This window comes from Bowdeniella nasicola, assembly GCF_001907295.1.
In the GTDB taxonomy this organism is placed as follows: Bacteria; Actinomycetota; Actinomycetes; order Actinomycetales; family Actinomycetaceae; genus Bowdeniella; species Bowdeniella nasicola.
In genome coordinates this window covers 1-19,314 of sequence record NZ_MQVR01000023.1, presented here as the reverse complement: position 1 = coordinate 19,314, position 19,314 = coordinate 1, and the positions used below count along the sequence as shown (strand labels likewise).

The 19,314-nt window shown below is 67.3% G+C and carries 21 protein-coding genes; 18 read left to right on the top strand and 3 right to left on the bottom strand.

Going from position 1 to position 19,314, the window contains the following annotated elements:
* Positions 1 to 60 precede the first annotated feature (60 nt).
* The 18 genes from prfA (at position 61) to BSZ39_RS05315 (ending at position 16,339) form a co-directional block, all read left to right on the top strand.
* Positions 61 to 1,155: a peptide chain release factor 1 gene (gene prfA / locus BSZ39_RS05400; protein WP_073716364.1), complete on the top strand. Its 1,095-nt coding sequence runs from the start codon at positions 61 to 63 to the stop codon at positions 1,153 to 1,155.
* A complete protein-coding gene (locus BSZ39_RS05395; RefSeq protein WP_083602970.1) occupies positions 1,124 to 2,098 on the top strand; it encodes a N5-glutamine methyltransferase family protein in 975 nt (324 codons plus the stop codon). Before prfA ends, BSZ39_RS05395 begins: the two co-directional genes overlap by 32 nt.
* Positions 2,095 to 2,775: an L-threonylcarbamoyladenylate synthase gene (locus BSZ39_RS05390; protein WP_073716351.1), complete on the top strand. Its 681-nt coding sequence runs from the start codon at positions 2,095 to 2,097 to the stop codon at positions 2,773 to 2,775. The genes BSZ39_RS05395 and BSZ39_RS05390 overlap by 4 nt, the downstream gene beginning before the upstream one ends.
* Positions 2,776 to 2,784: 9 nt before the next feature.
* Positions 2,785 to 3,903 carry an MraY family glycosyltransferase gene (locus tag BSZ39_RS05385; protein ID WP_073716350.1) on the top strand — a complete coding sequence of 373 codons (1,119 nt, stop codon included), beginning with the start codon at positions 2,785 to 2,787 and terminating at the stop codon, positions 3,901 to 3,903.
* A complete protein-coding gene (locus BSZ39_RS05380) occupies positions 3,900 to 4,409 on the top strand; it encodes a Cg1360 family ATP-synthase-associated protein (RefSeq protein WP_083602969.1) in 510 nt (169 codons plus the stop codon). The genes BSZ39_RS05385 and BSZ39_RS05380 overlap by 4 nt, the downstream gene beginning before the upstream one ends.
* A 202-nt stretch (positions 4,410 to 4,611) precedes the next feature.
* On the top strand, positions 4,612 to 5,451 hold the full coding sequence (atpB, locus tag BSZ39_RS05375) for a F0F1 ATP synthase subunit A (protein ID WP_245792433.1): 840 nt from the start codon (positions 4,612 to 4,614) through the stop codon (positions 5,449 to 5,451).
* Between the two features lie 83 nt (positions 5,452 to 5,534).
* Positions 5,535 to 5,741, top strand: coding sequence for an ATP synthase F0 subunit C (gene atpE, locus BSZ39_RS05370; protein ID WP_073716360.1), 207 nt, complete (start codon positions 5,535 to 5,537; stop codon positions 5,739 to 5,741).
* A gap of 19 nt (positions 5,742 to 5,760) precedes the next feature.
* On the top strand, positions 5,761 to 6,303 hold the full coding sequence (locus tag BSZ39_RS05365; RefSeq protein WP_245792432.1) for a F0F1 ATP synthase subunit B: 543 nt from the start codon (positions 5,761 to 5,763) through the stop codon (positions 6,301 to 6,303).
* Entirely contained in the window at positions 6,303 to 7,118 is an 816-nt protein-coding gene (locus BSZ39_RS05360; RefSeq protein ID WP_073716348.1) for a F0F1 ATP synthase subunit delta, read from the top strand. Before BSZ39_RS05365 ends, BSZ39_RS05360 begins: the two co-directional genes overlap by 1 nt.
* A gap of 59 nt (positions 7,119 to 7,177) precedes the next feature.
* Positions 7,178 to 8,821 (top strand): F0F1 ATP synthase subunit alpha, encoded by a 1,644-nt coding sequence (gene atpA, locus BSZ39_RS05355; protein ID WP_073716347.1) that lies wholly within the window; start codon positions 7,178 to 7,180, stop codon positions 8,819 to 8,821.
* Positions 8,822 to 8,823: 2 nt separating this feature from the next.
* Positions 8,824 to 9,717 carry a F0F1 ATP synthase subunit gamma gene (locus tag BSZ39_RS05350; protein WP_073716346.1) on the top strand — a complete coding sequence of 298 codons (894 nt, stop codon included), beginning with the start codon at positions 8,824 to 8,826 and terminating at the stop codon, positions 9,715 to 9,717.
* A gap of 26 nt (positions 9,718 to 9,743) precedes the next feature.
* Entirely contained in the window at positions 9,744 to 11,222 is a 1,479-nt protein-coding gene (gene atpD / locus BSZ39_RS05345; protein WP_073716345.1) for a F0F1 ATP synthase subunit beta, read from the top strand.
* 6 nt (positions 11,223 to 11,228) lie between these two features.
* Positions 11,229 to 11,525 carry a F0F1 ATP synthase subunit delta/epsilon gene (locus BSZ39_RS05340; protein ID WP_073716344.1) on the top strand — a complete coding sequence of 99 codons (297 nt, stop codon included), beginning with the start codon at positions 11,229 to 11,231 and terminating at the stop codon, positions 11,523 to 11,525.
* A gap of 99 nt (positions 11,526 to 11,624) precedes the next feature.
* Positions 11,625 to 12,320 (top strand): endonuclease NucS, encoded by a 696-nt coding sequence (gene nucS, locus BSZ39_RS05335; RefSeq protein WP_073716343.1) that lies wholly within the window; start codon positions 11,625 to 11,627, stop codon positions 12,318 to 12,320.
* A 55-nt stretch (positions 12,321 to 12,375) separates the two neighbouring features.
* Positions 12,376 to 13,575 carry an N-acetylglucosamine-6-phosphate deacetylase gene (locus tag BSZ39_RS05330; RefSeq protein WP_073716342.1) on the top strand — a complete coding sequence of 400 codons (1,200 nt, stop codon included), beginning with the start codon at positions 12,376 to 12,378 and terminating at the stop codon, positions 13,573 to 13,575.
* Between the two features lie 58 nt (positions 13,576 to 13,633).
* Positions 13,634 to 15,181, top strand: a complete 1,548-nt coding sequence (locus BSZ39_RS05325) for a GH1 family beta-glucosidase (RefSeq protein WP_073716341.1) — start codon at positions 13,634 to 13,636, stop codon at positions 15,179 to 15,181.
* A 2-nt stretch (positions 15,182 to 15,183) separates the two neighbouring features.
* Positions 15,184 to 15,480 carry a hypothetical protein gene (locus BSZ39_RS05320; protein WP_073716340.1) on the top strand — a complete coding sequence of 99 codons (297 nt, stop codon included), beginning with the start codon at positions 15,184 to 15,186 and terminating at the stop codon, positions 15,478 to 15,480.
* Positions 15,481 to 15,532: 52 nt separating this feature from the next.
* Complete coding sequence (locus tag BSZ39_RS05315; protein ID WP_073716339.1) at positions 15,533 to 16,339, top strand: alpha/beta fold hydrolase; 807 nt, start codon at positions 15,533 to 15,535, stop codon at positions 16,337 to 16,339.
* A 188-nt stretch (positions 16,340 to 16,527) separates the two neighbouring features.
* Here the strand turns inward: BSZ39_RS05315 and BSZ39_RS13440 are convergent, their stop codons facing one another.
* From BSZ39_RS13440 to BSZ39_RS05295, 3 genes are all read right to left on the bottom strand, one after another.
* Positions 16,528 to 17,043, bottom strand: a complete 516-nt coding sequence (locus tag BSZ39_RS13440; RefSeq protein WP_143180384.1) for a hypothetical protein — start codon at positions 17,041 to 17,043, stop codon at positions 16,528 to 16,530.
* A gap of 120 nt (positions 17,044 to 17,163) precedes the next feature.
* A complete protein-coding gene (locus BSZ39_RS05300) occupies positions 17,164 to 17,625 on the bottom strand; it encodes an HNH endonuclease signature motif containing protein (protein WP_073716336.1) in 462 nt (153 codons plus the stop codon).
* The gene (locus BSZ39_RS05295; RefSeq protein WP_143180383.1) at positions 17,622 to 18,971 is read right to left on the bottom strand and encodes a hypothetical protein; all 1,350 of its coding nucleotides are present in this window, start codon (positions 18,969 to 18,971) and stop codon (positions 17,622 to 17,624) included. Before BSZ39_RS05295 ends, BSZ39_RS05300 begins: the two co-directional genes overlap by 4 nt.
* Positions 18,972 to 19,314 lie beyond the last annotated feature (343 nt).

The window sequence follows — 19,314 nt, the reverse complement described above, 5'->3', positions numbered from 1 at the left end:
AAGCCGACCACCATCGCCAAACCTGAGGGGCTGGTGCTCGATGACGACGTCTGGGAGGCCTTGAGCGACGAAGAAAAGTCGCTGACGTCCTCGGCCGCGCCGCTCCTCGTGGAGCATCACGAGCTCGAGGGCAAGATGGCCGACCCCGCCGTCATGTCCGACCAGCAGCAGGCCCGCAAGGTGGGCCGACGCTATGCCGAACTTGGCCGCGTGAATGCCGCCTACACGAAGTTCATCGACGCCGTCGCCGACCTGCAGGCCGGTGCAGAGCTCGCCGAGGCCGATTCCGACTTCGCCGAGGAACTCGACGCCCTAAAGCAGCAGGCCGCCGCCGCGACCGAGACGCTGCGCGATGTGCTCCTGCCGCGCGATCCCGACGACGCGAACGACGTCATCATGGAGATCAAGGCTGGCGAGGGCGGCGAGGAATCCGCGCTGTTCGCCGCCGACCTGGCCCGCATGTACCTGCGCTATGCCGAGCGCAAGGGCTGGAGCGCGAAGATGATGAACGAGACCTGGTCCGACCTCGGCGGTTATAAGGACGCGACGATCGCGATCCGCACGTCGGGCAACGTAGCGCCCGAAGACGGCGTCTGGGCCCACCTGAAGTATGAAGGCGGCGTGCATCGCGTGCAGCGCGTGCCCGTCACCGAGTCCCAGGGCCGCATTCACACGTCGGCCGCGGGCGTGCTCGTCCTGCCGGAACTGGAGGACGAGGGCGAGATCGAGATCGACGAAAACGATCTGCGCATCGACGTCTACCGCTCCTCTGGCCCCGGCGGCCAGTCGGTGAACACGACGGACTCAGCCGTGCGCATCACGCACCTGCCGACGGGCGTCGTCGTGTCGATGCAAAACGAAAAGTCGCAGATCCAAAACCGCGAAGCCGCGATGCGCGTGCTGAAGGCGCGCCTCGCGCAGCTGAAGCAGGAGGAGGCCGACGCAGCCGCTGCCGAGGCGCGCAAGTCGCAGGTCCGCACCGTCGACCGCTCCGAGCGCATCCGCACCTATAACTTCCCCGAAAACCGCATCGCCGACCACCGCACCGGCTTCAAGGCCTACAACCTCGACACGGTGCTCGACGGCGACCTGCAGGCCGTCATCGACTCCGCGATCGCCCTCGATGAACAGCACCGGCTCGCCCAGGGACTCTAGGCCGACGCAGCTGCTCGCGGCGACGACGCGCCGCCTCGCCGCCGCCGGCATCACGTCCGCCGCCGCTGAGGCGCGGGCGCTGCTCGCCAGCGTCGTGGACGGCGAGCTCATCCTCGCACCCGGCCTCGACGCGGACCAGCGCGCCCGCCTCGACGACCGTATCGCTGAGCGACTGGCCGGCGCCCCGCTGCAGCACGTGCTGGGCGTCATGCCGTTTTGCCACCTCGAGCTCATCAGCGACGCGCGGGCGCTCATCGCTCGCCCCGAAACCGAGCTGCTCGCCGCCGCCGCCATCACCGAGCTGCAGCGCCTCGCCGAGCTGCAGCGCCTCGCCGAGCTGCAGGGCCCCGCCGCGTCCCGCAGCGCCGACGACTCCCTGCTAGCGATCGACCTTGGGACGGGCTCGGGCGCCCTCGCGCTGGCACTCGTGACCAGCATCGATCACCTGCAGGTCATCGCGGTCGATATCGACGACGACGCCCTTGCGCTCGCGGCCGACAACGTCGCGTGCTACCGGGACGTGCTGGCCGAGCGCGGCTCGTCGGTGAGGCTGCACCGGGCCGACCTGCGTGACCTACACCTCGCCGACCTCGCCATCAGCGCCGGCGCGCACATCGTCGTCGCCAATCCGCCCTACCTGCCCGATGGTGAAAATCCGCCCTCGGACGTCACGCGCGACCCCTCGCGGGCGCTATTCGGTGGCGGCGCAGACGGCATGGACCTGCCGCGCGCGAGCCTGCAGACCGCTGCGCGCCTGCTGCGCCCGGGCGGCCTCGCGCTCGTCGAACACCACGACAGCCAGGGCCCCGCGATGCGCGCCGCCGCGACCGCCGCGGGCCTCATCGAGCCCGCCACGCACCGCGACCTCGCGGGCCGCGATCGCTTCGCCAGCGCCCGCGCCAGATTCACACCCGAGCCAATAAGTGGGAAGATCGAGCCGTGATCTACTCTTGCGAAGACGAAACCGTCACGCCCATCGCGCTCGACGCGGCGGCGTATACGCTGAAGCGTTCGGGCGTTATCGTGATGCCGACGGACACCGTCTATGGGATCGCCGCCGACGCGTTCGACGCGAAGGCCGTCGCACTGCTCCTCGCGACAAAGGGCCGCGGCCGCGACATGCCGCCGCCCGTCCTCGTCGCCTCCCCGGCGGTGCTCGACGCGCTCGCCGCCGAGGTCCCGCCCGCCGCGCGCCTGCTCGCCGACAAGTTCTGGCCCGGCCCACTCACGCTCATCGTCCCCGCGCGCCCGTCGCTCACGTGGGACTTGGGGGAGACCTACGGCACGGTTGCGCTGCGCATGCCTGACGACGACGTGGCGCTGCAACTGCTGAACCGCACCGGGCCGCTGGCCGTCTCCTCGGCGAACCGCTCCTCGCTCCCGGCCGCGACGACGGCCAAGGAGGCGGAGGAGTACTTCGGTTCCGCGGTGCCGATCTATCTCGACGCGGGGGAGCGCCGCTCGCAGATCGCCTCGACGATCGTCGATACCTGCACGACGCGGGCGCGCATCGTGCGTGCCGGAGCGCTCAGCCACGCGCAGCTGGCCGAGGTCGTCCCCGACCTGGAAGACATCGAACCGAGCCCGCTCGACGCCGCCGCCGAGGGCAGCGAGGACTAGCGCGCCGCCGTGAAAGGTTACCTACTCCTGCTCGTCATCGCCGCCGCGGTGACGTACCTCGCGACGCCGCTGGCCCGCCGCCTCGCGATCGGGACCCACGCGTGGACGCCCGTGCGCAGCCGCGACGTCCATTCCATCCCCACCCCGCGGATGGGCGGCGTCGCGATGGTCATCGGCCTCACGGTCGCGCTCCTCATCGGCTCGCAAATGTCCTACCTGTCGCAGGCGCTCACCGAAGGCAACCGCCTCATCGGCATCATCGGCTGCGCCTGGCTCGTCTGCCTGCTCGGCATGGCCGACGACATCTGGGACCTCGACTGGATGACGAAGCTCGCGGGCCAGATCCTCGTCGGCGTCATGCTCGCCTATAGCGGCGTCCAGCTCGTGACGATCCCCATCGGGGGCCTGACGATCGGCTCCTCACGCTTTTCCCTGTTCACGACGGTCCTCGTCGTCGTCGCCGCGATGAATGCCGTCAATTTCGTCGACGGCCTCGATGGCCTCGCCGCCGGCATGGTCGGGATCGGCGCCGCGGCATTCTTCGGCTACTGCTATCTGCTGACGCGCACTGTCTCGCCGGAAAACTACGCCTCGCTCGCCACCGCCGTCGCCGCGGTGCTCGTCGGCATATGTCTCGGCTTCTTACCGTTTAACTTCCATCCCGCGCGCATCTTTATGGGCGATGCGGGCGCCATGGTGCTGGGCCTCATGGTCGCGGCCGCGACGATCATCGTCACCGGCACGATCGACCCCGCCCGCGTGCCCGCCACCCAGGCCGCGCCCGTCTTCGTGCCGCTGCTTTTGCCCGTCGCGATCATTTTGTTGCCGCTGCTCGACATGCTGCTCGCCGTCGTCCGCCGGATGCGCGCCGGCCATTCGCCCTTCCACGCCGACCGCATGCACCTACACCACCGGCTGCTCGACCTCGGCCACTCCCACCGCAACGCCGTCCTCATCATGTACCTGTGGACGGCCATCGTCGCGGCCTCGGCCGCCTCCCTCATCCTCTTGCCGTGGCAGCACGTTGCCCTCGGCACCGCGATCGCGGCCGGACTCGGTATTGTCATTACCCAGAACTGGCTGCGCCGCCGCCGGCCCGACCCCGTCGCTAAAGGACAGCATCCGTGATCGACCCGATCGAAAATCCCGAGGAATTCAACGAGCGGGTGTACTCCGCCGATCGCGCCACGCGCGCGATGTTCAACAAGATTTTGCGCCAGCTGCTCATCATGCTCGGCGTCGCGTCGGTCCTCGCCGTCGGCATCGGCGCCCTCGTTGCGGGCCTGCCCGGCGTCTATGGCGCGCTTCTCGCCCTCGGGTTGTCGGCGCTTTTTGTCCTCACGACGGTGATCGTCATGCGCGCGACGGCCGCCCAACCCGTCTATATCGCCTCCGCCGCGGCCCTCGGCAGCTGGTTCGTCAAGGTCCTCATCGTCTTCGGCGTCCTGCTGCTCGTGCGCGACACCGATTTCTACCACCGCGGCGTCTTCGTCTTCACCCTCATCCCGCTCATCCTCGTCTCCTCCATCATCGAGATGAAGGGCGTCGCGGGTGCGCGCGTCATGTACGTCGACCCAACGCAGCGTCCCGATCCGAATCGGCGTCCGAAGCGCCGCGGCCTCTTTCGCAAATAGTCAGGTGTTTCCTCATACGGAACGACCGGGCGTGAGATGGCGCACGTTGCCAGCGGTTTTGGGTCATAAGTCCCGCAAAACACGGCGCCGGTAGGGCAGAAGCCTTCTCTGCTCGCGCGATCATAGGTTAGGCTCGATACGTCCCACCCTCACGTGTCGGTGGGAACCCCTCACGGCCGTTACGACCCAGGAGCCTGCTTCGTTGTCGCACCTCGTCTCACTGCTGAGCGCAAAGATCTCCTCCCCTGCGATGGCTCTGCCGACCGCAGGTGGCGACGGAGAATTCCATGCCCCGGGCTTGACGGACTTCTTCCCGCCCGCGATCTTCGGCGAAGGAACCTTCTACGAGTTCAACCGGGTGATGATGATCCGCGTTATCGCGACGATCGTGCTGTGCGGCCTGTTCATCCTCGCGACGCGTAACCTCAAGCTGATCCCGACGCGCGGCCAGTCGGTCCTCGAGCTCGCGGTCGGCTTCGTGCGCAACAACATCTCCGTTGAGGTCCTGGGAGAGAAAAACGGCCGCAAGTGGGCGCCGCTTATCACGCTCATCTTCTTCGCCGTCCTCGCCATGAACATCACCGGCATCGTGCCGGGCCTGAACCTCGCCGGCTCCTCCGTCGTCGGTTTCCCGGCCGTCATGGCCATCATCGCCCTCGTCGCCTTCATCGTCGCGGGCGTCCAGGCCCAGGGTGGCTTGCAGTACCTGAAGACGACGCTCTTCCCGCCCGGCGTGCCGTGGCCGATCTACTTCCTGCTGACGCCCGTTGAGTTCCTCTCGGCCTTCATCCTGCGTCCGGCGACGCTCACCATCCGACTCTTGGCCAACATGATGAGCGGCCACCTGCTGCTCGGCCTGTGTTTCGCGGCGACGCAGTTCCTGCTCGTCAACGCCACCTGGTCCATGAAGCCGCTCGGCATCGGCACCTTCGCCATCTCGTTTGCCTTCGTGCTCTTCGAGATCTTCGTCGCGGCCCTGCAGGCCTACATCTTTGCCCTCCTGACCTCGGTTTACATCAGCCTGTCGGTCGAAGCCCACTAGTTTTCGCGGGCGCAAAACGCGCCTCGATTGTCCGGGCACGAGCCCGAAAACACCACACGGAAAGGTACCCCTTCACTATGGAGATCACCGGTAACATCGCAACCATTGGTTACGGTCTGGCCGCCCTCGGCCCCGGCATTGGCCTCGGCATGCTGGTCGCCGGCACCCAGGAAGCCACCGCGCGTCAGCCCGAGGTCGCTGGCCCGCTGCGCATCAACATGTTCATCGGTATGGCCCTCGTCGAGGCACTCGGCCTCATCGGTCTGGCCGCCGGCTTCGTGTTCAACTAAGACGTAGGGAATTTCGCCAGTGCATATCTACGCCGCCGGAGTACCAGACAATGTTCTGATTCCTCCGCTGTACGATATTTTCTGGGCTGCCGTCTGCGTCGCAATCATTGCGCTCGTCTTTTGGAAGGTCCTGCCGAAGATCTACACCGTGCTCGATGAGCGCGCCGAAAAGATCGAAGGCGGACTGAAGCACGCACAAAACGTTCAGGCGGAAGCCGACGAACTGCGTGCCGAGCTTCGCCAGCGCCTCGACGACGCTCGCAAGGATGCCGCACGCATCCGCGAAGAAGCGAGCGAGGAAGGCCGCCAGATCGTGGCCAATGCTCGCAAGGAAGCCCAAGTCGAGGTCGACCGGATGCACGAGCTCGCCAAGCGTCAGATCGAGGCCGAGCGCCAAGCCGCGCAGATCTCGCTGCGCACCGACGTTGGCATGCTCGCCACCGAACTCGCAGGCAAGATCGTCGGCGAATCGCTCAATGACCAGGCGCTGCAGTCGCGCGTGATCGACCGGTTCCTTGACGATTTGGAGCAGCCGAGCCCGGCCGCTGTGAAGGAGTCCTGATGCGCGCCGCGAGCCAAGCCGGACTGAGTGCCGCCGCCGAACGCTGGGAAGGCGTGCTGGCGATGCGCGGCGCCGACGGGATCGAGCTCGCGACGGAACTGTTTTCCGTCGTCGACACCCTCGATTCCGAGCCGGGCCTGCGTCGGGCACTGACCGACCCGGCCCGCGACGGCGGAGCCAAGGCCGAACTCGCCACCACCGTCTTCGGCGGCAAGGTGAACGCGGATGTCGTCGACCTCCTTGCCGGAATGGTGCGCGGACGCTGGTCCGCCGAGGGCGATCTCGCCGACGCGGTGGCCGAAATCGCGATGACGAGCGCACTCGCCTCCGCCGAGGCGCACGACCGGCTGCTCGACGTCGAAGCCGAGGTCTTCCAGCTCACGCGCATGCTGACCGATCAGCGTTCGCTGCGGATGGCGCTCGCGGACCGGGAACTGCCGGCCAGCAACCGGGTGCAGCTCGTCGACCAGCTCTTTGGTGACAAGCTCAGCCCCGAGACGCTGCTGCTCGTGCGTCGCGTCGCCGCCACCCTGCGTGGCCGCACCGTGCCGAGCGCGCTCGCCGAGATCGGTGACCTCGCTGCGGCCCGCCGGCAGCGCATCGTCGCCACCGTCACGGTCGCCATGCCGCTGAGCTCCGAGCAGCTCGACCGGCTTGCCGCCGCGCTCGAAGCCAAGGCCGGCCAGGCCGTCCACATCAACATCAACGTCGATCCTTCGGTGCTCGGAGGCCTGCGAGTGCAGCTCGGCACCGACGTCGTTGACGACACCATCCGGGCGCGCCTCGATCAGGCCGGGCGCGCGATCAGCGGTTGATCCGGCCATAACGAGAAAATTCGACCGGCAGCGCCGGTCTCAAGATACGTGAGGAAAGAATGTCTGAGCTGACGATCCGGCCCGAGGAAATCCGGGCTGCACTAGACAGCTTCGTGAACTCTTACGAGCCCGCAAAGGCCGTGAGCGAGGAAGTCGGTCGCGTCACTCTTGCCGCCGATGGCATCGCACAGGTTGAAGGCCTGCCGGGCACGATGGCGAACGAGCTGCTGCGTTTTGAAGACGGCACGCTGGGGCTCGCCATGAACCTGGACGTACGCGAAATTGGCGTCGTCGTCCTGGGCGAGTTCACGGGTATTGAAGAAGGCCAGGAGGTGCGCCGTACCGGGGAGGTCCTTTCCGTGCCCGTCGGCGACGGTTACCTCGGCCGCGTCGTTGACCCGCTTGGCAACCCGATCGATGGGCTGGGCGAGATCACCGACCTGACCGGCCGCCGCGCCCTGGAGCTGCAGGCTCCCGGCGTGATGGCCCGTAAGTCCGTCCACGAGCCGCTGCAGACCGGCCTGAAGGCGATCGACTCGATGATCCCGATCGGCCGCGGTCAGCGTCAGCTCATCATCGGCGACCGCCAGACCGGCAAGACCGCCATCATTTTGGACACGATCCTAAACCAGAAGGCCAACTGGGAGACGGGCGATCCGAACAAGCAGGTGCGCTGCATCTACGTCGCGATCGGTCAGAAGGGCTCGACGATCGCCTCGGTGCGTGGCGCCCTGGAAGAAGCCGGCGCTCTCGATTACACGACGATCGTCGCCTCCCCGGCCTCGGATCCGGCCGGCTTCAAGTACCTCGCGCCCTACACGGGCTCCGCGATCGGCCAGCACTGGATGTACGAGGGCAAGCACGTCCTCGTCATCTTCGATGACCTGTCCAAGCAGGCCGAAGCCTACCGCGCCGTTTCGCTGCTGCTGCGCCGCCCGCCGGGCCGCGAAGCCTACCCGGGCGACGTGTTTTACCTGCACTCCCGCCTCCTGGAGCGTTGCGCCAAGCTCTCCGATGAGCTCGGCGGCGGCTCGATGACCGGCCTGCCCGTCATCGAGACCAAGGCCAACGACGTGTCGGCGTACATCCCGACCAACGTCATCTCCATTACCGACGGTCAGATCTTCTTGCAGTCCGACCTCTTCAACTCCGACCAGCGCCCCGCCGTCGACGTCGGTATCTCCGTCTCGCGCGTGGGTGGCGACGCCCAGGTCAAGGCGATGAAGAAGGTCTCCGGCACGCTGAAGCTCACCCTCGCGCAGTACCGCTCGATGGCGGCCTTCGCGATGTTCGCCTCCGATCTGGATCCGGCCTCGCGCCAGCAGCTCACCCGCGGTGAGCGCCTCATGGAGCTGCTCAAGCAGCCGCAGTACACGCCCTACCCAGTCGAAGACCAGGTGGCCTCCATCTGGGCCGGTACCCACGGCTACCTCGACGATGTTGAGGTCTCCGAGGTGCTGCGCTTCGAGCGCGAAATGCTGGACTACCTGCGCCGTCACACGGATGTGTTGACGACGATCGCGGAGACCGGACTGCTCGAATCCGAGACCGAAGACGCCCTGCGTGGCGCGATCGAGGACTTCCGCACGGGCTTCCTCGCCGGCTCCGGCGAAACCCTGTCGGCGGATGTTGCTGCCGAAGAAGAAGAAGAAGACGAAGCCGAGCGCACGCAAGAGCAGATCGTCCGCGGCAAGCGAGGCTGAGCATGGCAGGTTCTCAGCGGGTCTACAAACAGCGAATCAAGTCCACGCAAACCCTGAAAAAGGTGTTTCGTGCGATGGAGCTGATCGCTGCCTCCCGCATTGGTAAGGCGCGCGAGCGCGCCCAAGAGGCAACCCCCTACGCGGAGGCCCTCACCAAGGCGGTCTCGGCGGTCACGAACCACACGCATACGGACCATCCGCTCACCAAGGAGCGCCGCGACACAACGCGCGTAGCTGTCCTCGTCATTACCGCTGATCGCGGCATGGCGGGCGCCTACACCGCGAGCGTGCTGCGCGCCACCGAACGCGTCTTGGAACAGCTCGATGCCGAAGACAAGGACGTTGACCTCTACGTCACCGGCCGTCGCGGCATCGGCTACTTCAAGTTCCGCGGCCGCGAGCTCGCCGGCAGCTGGTCGGGCGAGTCCGACGCCCCCTCCTCGGAGATGGCCTCCGATATCGCCGATACGCTGCTGGAGAAGTTCTTGGCCTCGCGCGCCGACGGGGGAGTGGGCGAACTGCACGTCGTCTTTACCCGATTCAAGACGATGGTGACGCAAACCGTTGAGGTGCGTCGCATGCTGCCGCTCGAAATCGTAGAAGGCGTAGCAGCGGCAGAAACCGATGCGTTGCCGCTCTACGAGTTTGAGCCCAGCGCCGAAGAAGTCCTTGATGCGCTGCTGCCGCTGTATGTGCGCAGCCGCATCCACAATGCCTTACTGCACGCCGCGGCCTCGGAGCTCGCCTCCCGCCAGCGCGCGATGCACACGGCCACCGACAATGCCGAGGACCTCATCCGCAATTACACGCGGTTGGCCAACTCGGCTCGCCAGGCGGAGATCACGCAAGAGATCTCCGAGATCGTGTCCGGCGCGGACGCGCTGGCGTCCAGCTGAGTTTGCTAGGGGAAAAGGAACACATCATGACCGTAACTGCATCAGAAGCCGACGTGCAGACCGGCGAAGGCGAGTCCTTCGGCCGCATCGCACGCGTGATCGGCGCGATCGTCGACATCGAGTTCCCGCCGGACGCGCTGCCCGATATGTACAACGCGCTCGAAACCGAGATTGACCTGAGCGCGCAGGGCGAAGGCGAATCCGTCGTCAAGATGACGCTCGAGGTCGCCCAGCACCTCGGCGATAACTTGATCCGCGCCATCGCGCTCAAGCCCACCGATGGCCTGGTGCGCGGCGCCAAGGTGTATGACACCGGCCAGCCCATCACGGTGCCCGTCGGCGATATCACCAAGGGGCACGTGTTCAACGTGACCGGCGACGTGCTCAACCTGCCCGAGGGCGAAACCCTCGAGGTTACCGAGCGCTGGCCAATCCACCGCAAGCCCCCGGCCTTCGACCAGCTGGAGTCCAAGACCCAGATGTTCGAAACCGGCATTAAGGTAATCGACCTGCTCACGCCGTATGTGCAGGGTGGCAAGATCGGCCTGTTCGGCGGCGCGGGCGTCGGCAAGACCGTCCTCATCCAGGAAATGATCCAGCGCGTCGCGCAGGACCACGGCGGCGTGTCCGTGTTCGCGGGCGTCGGCGAGCGTACCCGTGAGGGCAACGACCTCATCCACGAAATGGACGAGGCCGGCGTCTTCGACAAGACCGCGCTCGTCTTCGGCCAGATGGACGAACCGCCGGGCACGCGTCTTCGCGTCGCCCTGTCGGCCCTCACTATGGCCGAGTACTTCCGCGACGTCCAGAAGCAGGACGTGCTGCTGTTCATCGACAACATCTTCCGCTTCACGCAGGCCGGCTCTGAGGTCTCCACGCTGCTTGGCCGAATGCCGTCCGCGGTGGGCTACCAGCCGAACCTCGCCGACGAGATGGGCGCCCTGCAGGAGCGCATTACGTCGACCCGCGGACACTCGATCACCTCGCTGCAGGCGATCTACGTGCCCGCCGACGACTACACCGACCCGGCCCCGGCGACGACCTTCGCGCACCTCGATGCGACGACGGAACTCTCCCGTGAGATCGCCTCGCGCGGCCTCTACCCGGCGGTGGACCCGCTCGCGTCGACCTCCCGCATCCTCGACCCGCGCTACGTGGGCCAGGAGCACTACGAGGTCGCGACGCACGTGAAGTCGATCCTGCAGAAGAACAAGGAACTGCAGGACATCATCGCGATTCTCGGCGTCGACGAGCTTTCCGAAGAGGACAAGATCACCGTGGCGCGCGCTCGCCGCATCGAGCAGTTCCTCTCGCAGAACACGTACATGGCGGAGAAGTTCACGGGCGTCGAGGGCTCGACGGTGCCGCTGTCGGAGACGATCGAGGCGTTCAAGCGCATCGCCGAGGGTACTTACGACCACGTCGCCGAGCAGGCCTTCTTCAACATCGGCGGCATCGAGGACCTCGAGCGTCGCTGGTCCGAGATCCAGGCCGAGACGAAGTAAGCGCCCATGAAGGTTGAAATCGTTGAGACGCACGGCGTGCTGTTCGCCGGCGACGCGGACTCGGTGATCGTGCCGGCCGCCGACGGTGACCTCGGCATTCTGCCCGGGCGCCAGCCGGTGCTCGCCACGCTGCGCGAAGGCAAGGTGCGGATCAAGCACGACGGCACGACGGAGTCCTTCGACGTCGTCGCGGGCTTCGTGTCCGTCGACGATGACCTCGTCCAGGTCGTCGTCGATAACACCAAGCCGAGCCAGAACGAGGCCAAGGAGCTGGCCGAGGAGGCAGCTAAGCGCGACGAATAGTCGCCAAGGCAGAGCCCCCTCACGCGAATACGCACGTAGCGGCGGGTCCCCACCAAGCGGTGGCGGGCCCGCCGCTGTCGTTCGTCCTATACTGCCTAGGTGCGAATCCTCATCTGCGACTGCTCCGTTGACTACTCCGGCCGCCTGACCGCGCACCTGCCGATGGCCAGCCGCGTCATCATGGCGAAAAACGATGGCTCGGTGCTCATCCACTCCGATGGCGGGTCGTATAAGCCGCTGAACTGGATGACGGCGCCGTGCACGATAAGCGAGCGCGAGGTCGAGGCCGATGAGGCGGAGGCCGGCATCACGCAGGTGTGGACGGTCAAGCATACGAAGACGGCCGATCAGCTCGTCATCAAAATCGCGACGGTGCACGACGATATTTCCCGCGACCTCGGGATCGACCCGGGCCTGGAAAAGGACGGTGTTGAGGCCCACCTGCAGGAGCTGCTCGCGGCGCAGATCGAGATTTTGGGGCCGGGCCACCGGCTCGTGCGTCGGGAATACCCGACGGCGATCGGGCCGGTCGATATCCTCGCGCGCAACTCCGACGGCGTGGCGATCGCGATCGAGATCAAGCGGCGCGGCGAGATCGACGGGGTGGAGCAGCTGACACGCTATCTCGAACTCCTCAACCGCGACCCGCTGCTCGCGCCAGTCACCGGCATTTTCGCGGCGCAGGAGATCAAGCCGCAGGCGCGCACGCTGGCCCGCGACCGCGGCATCGAATGCCTCACGCTCGACTACGACACGATGCGCGGGCTCGACGACGCCGACAGTCGCCTCTTCTAGCGTCGTAGGACGTATGGCGGAGGTCTGACGTCGCGATCCGGGGGATACTAGGGTCATGAGCGTTGTCGCATTGCGTGGAAAAGTCATCACCCCCGACGAGATTCTGACCGACGGCCTCGTGTGCTTCGAAGGCGAGCAGCTGACCTATGTCGGCGACGCGGCCGCAGCGAGCGAGGAACAGCGCACCGGCGCCGAAGAGGTCTCCGGCTATGTGGTGCCGGGCCTCGTCGACATTCACTGCCACGGCGGCGGCGGCAAGTCCTTCCCGGACGCGGAAAGCGTCGAAGATGCGATGGTCGCGGTCCTGGAGCATCGGCGGGCGGGCACGACGTCGCTCGTCGCGTCGACGGTCACCGCGAGCCCCGAGACGCTGCGGGCACGAACCGCGACCCTGCGGCAGGTGTGCGATGCGGGCGACCTCGTCGGCATCCACTGGGAGGGCCCCTTCATCTCCTGTGAGCGCTGCGGCGCGCAGGACCCGTCGCTCATCATCCCGCCCGACCCCGAGCTGACGCGCGAGCTGTGCGAGATCGCGGGGCCGTTCGCGTTCACGATGACGATTGCGCCGGAAAAGGAGCTCGTCGCGGGCGATGGCGGCGTCGCCGACGTCCTCATCAGGCACGGCGCGCTGCCGAGCTTCGGCCACACTGATGCGGGCCCGGCCGACACCGAGGAGGCGCTGCGTGACGGTGCCGCCCGGATCGCCGCCGCGGGCGACGCCGCCCGCTCGCCGCGCGCCACCTCGACCCACACGTTCAACGGCATGCGTCCGCTGCACCACCGCGAGCCCGGCCCCATCCCGGCGATGCTCGCGGCCGCGCAGCGCGGCGAACTCGTCCTCGAGCTCATCGCCGACGGCATCCACCTCGATCCGTCGCTCGTCAAGCACATCTACGAGCTCGTTGGCCGCGAGACCTGCGTCTTCGTCACCGACGCGATGGCCGCTGCGGGCATGGCCGACGGGACGTACCGCCTCGGCTCGATGGACGTGACCGTCGCCGACGGCGTCGCGCGCCTGACCGGCGGCACGTCGATCGCGGGCGGCACCTCGCGGCTCATGGACCAGGTGCGCCTCATGGCCGGCTCGGGCATCGAGTTGCTCGACGCCGTCTACATGGCGAGCACCGGCCCCGCGGTCGTCCTCGGCCGCAGCGATATCGGCGCGCTCGTCGCAGGCTCGCGCGCGGATGTCCTCGTCGTCGACGAAGACCTGATGCCGACGCGCGTCTACCACGGCGGCGTCGTCGTCGAATAGCCACGCGCGCACTCCTCGATAGGCTAGGGGCAGACCCCTGCTCGAGGAGACGTGCGCCATGATCAACCTGCCTGATTCGTTTATCTGGGGGGCCGCGACGGCCGCCTATCAGATCGAGGGCGGCGCGAGTGAGGGCGGGCGCACGCCGAGCATCTGGGACACGTTCAGCCACACGCCGGGCAACGTCGAGCGCGGCGAGACCGGCGACGTGGCCGCCGACCACTACCACCGTTATGAGGCCGACCTCGACCTGCTCGCCGACCTGGGCGTCGACGCCTACCGGCTGTCGATCTCCTGGTCGCGCGTCATGCCGGGCGGGCGCGGGCCGCTGAACCCCGAGGGCGTCGACTTCTACCGACGCCTGCTCACGGGCCTGCGCGAGCGCGGCATCCTGCCCGTCGTGACGCTCTACCACTGGGACCTGCCGCAAGAGCTGCAGGACACCGGGGGCTGGCCCGAGCGCGCGACCGCCGAGGCCTTCGCCGATTACGCCCGGGTGATGGCGCGCGAGTTCGGCGACCTCGTGCACACCTGGACGACGCTGAACGAGCCGTGGTGCACCGCCTTTGTCGGATACGCCTCCGGCGTGCATGCGCCGGGCATCACCGACGCGGGGGCGGCGCTCGCGGCCGCCCATCACCTCAACCTCGCCCACGGGCTCGCCACCCGCACGATCCGCGAGGAACTCGGCGAGGACGCCCGCATCTCGATCACGCTCAACCTGCACGTCATCGACCCGGCCGACGAGGACAACTCCGCCGACCTCGCCGCCGCCGAAAAGGCCTCGCTCGTCGGCAACAAAATCTTCCTCGGCCCGCTGCTCGACGGCACCTACCCGACGGCGCTGCTCGCCAACACGCGGCACCTGACCGACTGGTCGTTCGTGCGCGCGGGCGACCTCAACATCACGCGTACCCGGCTCGATGTCCTGGGCGTCAACTACTACTCGACGAACACCGTGCGCCACGCCGAAGGTGGCGGCGGCAAGGGCGTCGGCGAGCACAGCCCGTGGCCCGGCTGCGAGGACGTCGAATTCCTCGCGCCGACCGGCCCGCTAACCACCATGGGCTGGAACATCGAGCCGCGCGGCCTGTACGACCTGCTCACGGCGCTCGACACCGCCTACGAGGGGCTGCCGCTCGCCGTGACCGAAAACGGCGCGGCCTTCGACGACGTCGTCACCGCTGACGGCCGCATCCACGACGAGCGCCGCGTCGCCTACCTGAAGGACCACCTCGCCGAGATCTCTGCCGCCGTTGCCGATGGCGCAGATGTGCGCGGCTATTTCGTGTGGTCGCTCCTCGATAACTTCGAATGGTCCTACGGCTACGCCAAGCGCTTCGGCATTGTCCACGTCGACTATGAGACGCAACAGCGCCGTCTGAAAGACTCCGCCCTCTTCTACCGCGGCGTCATCGCAGAACACCACACCCGGCGCGCCGAACGCAGCCCCGAGCTCGCAGCCGACGGCGGGCTCGACGACGTCTGGGTCCAGCAGGCCTGGGTCGGAGCGGCCGACGCGGCCCGCGGCGGACGCGGCATCAGCGACGAAGAAACCAAGGACGCGCGTCGCCGTCGTCGTCGACTCTTCTTCCGTCGGGGCTAGCCATGGGCCGCCGATCTAAGAAGCGCCCCTACGGCGCCGAACACGTCCCGCTCAACATGGAGCGGCTACGCTCCGTCGCGCGCGAGGAGGCCGGCCCCGGCGGGACGTACCAGGTGCAAGAGGTCAAGGCGCGCGAAAAGCCCTATACCTGCCCCGGCTGCGGCGGCGTCATTCAGATCGGGACGTGGCATATCGTCGCTTGGCCTACGGACGCCATCCTCGCTTCAGGTGTCAACGCGCGTCGGCACTGGCATAGTGGATGTTGGAAGGCCAGGTTCGGCCGCCGACTAGCTTGGTAGCTGCTATCCCCACGGTGCGGGCCCCGGGCCCCGCAAGGAGTTGACCCCCATCATGAATGACCTCGGTTACCACGAGGACGGACCACGCCGCGGAATCCCGCTGGTGCTCCTGCACGCTTTTCCTTTCGACCACCGCATGTTCACGGCGATGGTCGACGAGCTGTCCGATGTGCGCACGATCGCCTTCGACGCGCCTGGTTTCGCCGACGCCGCGACGCCGCGGATGGTCGCCGAGCGCATTAAGACCGGGGCCTACGGCCTGGAACTGTACGCCGACGCGGTTGCGGCATCGCTTGCCGACGAAGGCATCGAGCGGGCCGTCATCGCGGGCGTGTCGATGGGCGGCTACACCGCACTGGCGCTCGCGGAGCGGCATCCCGACCTAACCGCGGGCCTCGCACTGATCGATACGAAGGCGAGCGCCGACGACGACGTTGCCGCCGAGAACCGCCGCACAATGGCCGACGAGGCCTCCCGGGGCGTCTCGACCGGACTGCGCAACATGGCCGGGAAGGTGCTGTCGGATAAGACGAAGGACGAGCGCCCGGAGATGTTCACGCAGGTCGTGAAATGGATCGGCCAGGCGCCCTTTGCTGGCATCGCGTGGGCGCAAGAGTCGATGGCCGATCGTCCCGCGCGGCTGCACGTCCTAAAGAAGCTCGACGTGCCGGCCGTCGTCGTGCGCGGTGAGGACGACGAGCTCAGCTCGCACGCCGACCATGCCGAAATGGCCGACGCGCTCGGCTGCGAGGTTCAGACGATCGAAGGTGCGGGGCATCTGGCGCCCTATGAGCAGCCGGCTGCGGTCGCGCGCGTGCTGCGCGAACTCATGTCCCGAGTCGAGGCCCCGGCTACCTAAACACGCGCTGCGGATCCAAGCAGCGATAGCTAGCTGTCATTACAGACCGCTGCTGTCGAGTTGGAGAAAGATCGGAGTCCATCGCCCCGCTAAAAACGTCACGTAGGTGAAGTTGTTTTCTTCGACGTCTTTGTTAAAGGTGGTGATGGCGCCGGTTGCTTTGTCGACCTGGACGACGTCAGGGTGTGTCAGACGGATGTTAACTTCGTACACCTCGTGGTTTTTCGGATTCTGAGTGACAGCCGTGCTTTCGAGTGAGAACGGGGGCGTATCGCGTCGGCCTCTGCTCGTTGGAAAAACAGATCTCGCATTGCGGGGCAGCTCTCGCACTCCCAACCGTCGATGGTGTCGATGAGTTCCGGAGCACCGTTGTAGAGGGCCGCATCCAAGAGGCAGTCGTAGTAGAGGGCTGCGTCTTTGGCGCCTTGCTCGCTGAACTCGGTCAGCGTGGCTGGTGGCTCGGGGACTTCCCACTTGGGGAAGAGACGTTCGAGGTCTTGCTTGGGGACCTTGGCTCCGACGTTGAGGTCGTCGAGCGTCCATTCGCCGGGTGCGGGGGTGGGTTCGGCGGATTCGCTGGCTGATGCTGAGACGGCCGGCGAGGGCGTCGTTGGGCTCCCAGATGCGCTCTTCCCAGAGCAGGCTGAGAGGGCGAGTGCGGCAGCCGCGCAGACGATCGAGGCGCGGACGAGGGCACACGTCATGTCGGTCACCCTAGCGGAGTCGCGGGCAGCGCGATGCAAGGCAGGTGCCCGCGAGGGGGCGTGACGAACTATTGGAGGATGCGTGTAGCGGCAGTGCGGCGTTGTCCTCGCGCGCGTGGATTAGCTGGCGAGGCGGTGACGGTCGCAGCGGATCGGGCGCTGGCGCGGGTCGATGCGCGCGGGTGGGATCGCCTCGGGGAGGCCGTCGTCGGCGATCCTGATCGTCCAGTGCTCGGTGCTACCCGGCGGGTGCTGGACGAGGCTGTGGTGGCGGACGCAGACGGCGACGAGGTTGTCGGCGTTCGTCGTGCCGCCGTCTTTAAACGCGAGGACATGGTGCAGTTCGCACACAGCTGCGCTCGCGCGGCAGTAGGGGAAGACGCAGCCGCCGTCGCGCTCAAGGACGATGGCTCGCAGGTCTGCCGGGGCGAGGCGGGCGGAGCGGCCGCGGTCGGCGCGCTTCGATGCGCGGCGGGGTGCTCTGCGGCCGCAGGCGGAGGGAGTCGGCGCCGATGAGGGCAGGCCGAGCATCGCTAGCCACTGCTGGCTGCGGTCGTGGCGATGATTCTGGGCTGCGGTCATGGTGGGGCCTTCGCTGTTGGGGGTTGATGGACACTGCGGTCGGCGGCGTTCGGTGGAGGACGGGCCCGGGATTGGGTGCTTCGCGGGGACGCGTTGCGGGCGGCGGGTGATGGTGCCCGGGGTCCGCTGGGATTGCGCATTCGCGGAGTCCGGATCGGGGACGTGTGGCTTGGGAACGTTTGGCTCGCGTTTGTCCCGCGGGGGTGTTCGGGCTTAGGCGTGTCCGGAGTCCGGGACTCTGGGGTGGGCTCGTTGAGCTCGGGGATGTCCAGCTTGGACTCATGGTGCTCGGGTGTGTCCGGCCGAGGTGGGCGGGAGGTGCGGCGGGCGGCGGGACATGGTGATTGGCCCGGGAAGTCGACGTCGCGCGGGGGAGCGCCGTCGTGAGATGGCGGTGTGTCGTCGGTCGCGTCGTCGTCGTCGGGAGTCGGATCGTCGTTGGGGCCGGGGCCGTCGTTGGGACCACCGTTGTTACTGGGGCCGTCGTTGGGGAGGGCTGGGCCGCCCGTCCCGAAGGCGTCGTGCAGCGCCATGACGAGGCGGATGCTGATCGGTAGCGCCGGCGCGCCCGTCGCTTGGCGGGCCCGGCGGATGCGTTCGGCGCGTTTCAGCCAGGCCGGGTGCAGCGTCGCGATGTCCGCCTCGTCGAGATGGCCGAAGAGGTCCATGCCCCACGCGGGGTTCTTGCCGCGGATCGCCATGCGGATGCCGCGGTCGGCCTTCGACCTGGCGCGCTGGGCGCGGTTGTAGGCTTCGTGGTCCTTCTTCGCGGCTTCGTCGAGAGAGAAGACGATCGCATTGCAGCGGCGTTTGAAGTCCTCCGGCAGCGGGGTCTGGGCGGCGTCGATGAGGCCGTCGACTAGGACGCTCGCCTCGTCGTCGGAGATCAGGGGGCGGACCCTGCGGATCGTCGACAGGGCGATGGCGGCGTTGTCGAAGGAGATCTCGGCACGTCCGGCGGCCGCGATGATCGTCGGGTATTCGGCGATGTCGCGTGAGGAGAAGACGACGCGCTGGCTCGCGTCGGCGGGAATGCGGCGCAGTTCGCTGAGCTCGTCTTGGATGGTTTTGCCCTCGGCGCGGGTGGCTCCGACGGCGTCAGCCTTCGCGATCGCGAGCGGGGAGGCGGCCTGGGCGGTGGTGAGGATGCGTTCGTGGGCGCGCAGGGCCTGCAGGTGGTGCGCCTTCGTGCGCGTCTTGAAGGTCGTGGCGAAACCGGCGGCGTAGGCGGCGGCGAGGTCGGTCAGCAGATCGAGAGGAAACGGCTCGCCGGGGACTACGCCATAGAGCGCATAGAGCTGCTCGAGCGTCGACGGGGCGTCGGGTTCGGCTGGGTGCGTGTCCACGGTGTCCTCCTTCATGCGATGAGTCCACCATGAGGCGGGGCGGGTGCAAGAGGGTGACGTCGGAGGTTGTGAAAGTGGACGGCGAGGGCGGGTACGTGTGTAGCGGCGCGGCGAGGAGGCGGGCCAGTGCCCGAGGCGCTCTGGGGGGCGTCGAGTGTCCTAGTTCGTGGGCTAGGTCAGGCCGGGGGCAGGTTCGGGCAAGGGGAGGGTGTCAGGAAGTTTGTGTGTGAGGCTCTGATCTAGAAGGAGTGGGCCTGTCAAGTTTTTTGTGTAAGTTGATTGGTTACAAGTAGGGGTTGATACGGTCTGGGTAGGCGGCTGCGAGTTGGGCGAGTGCTTGTTT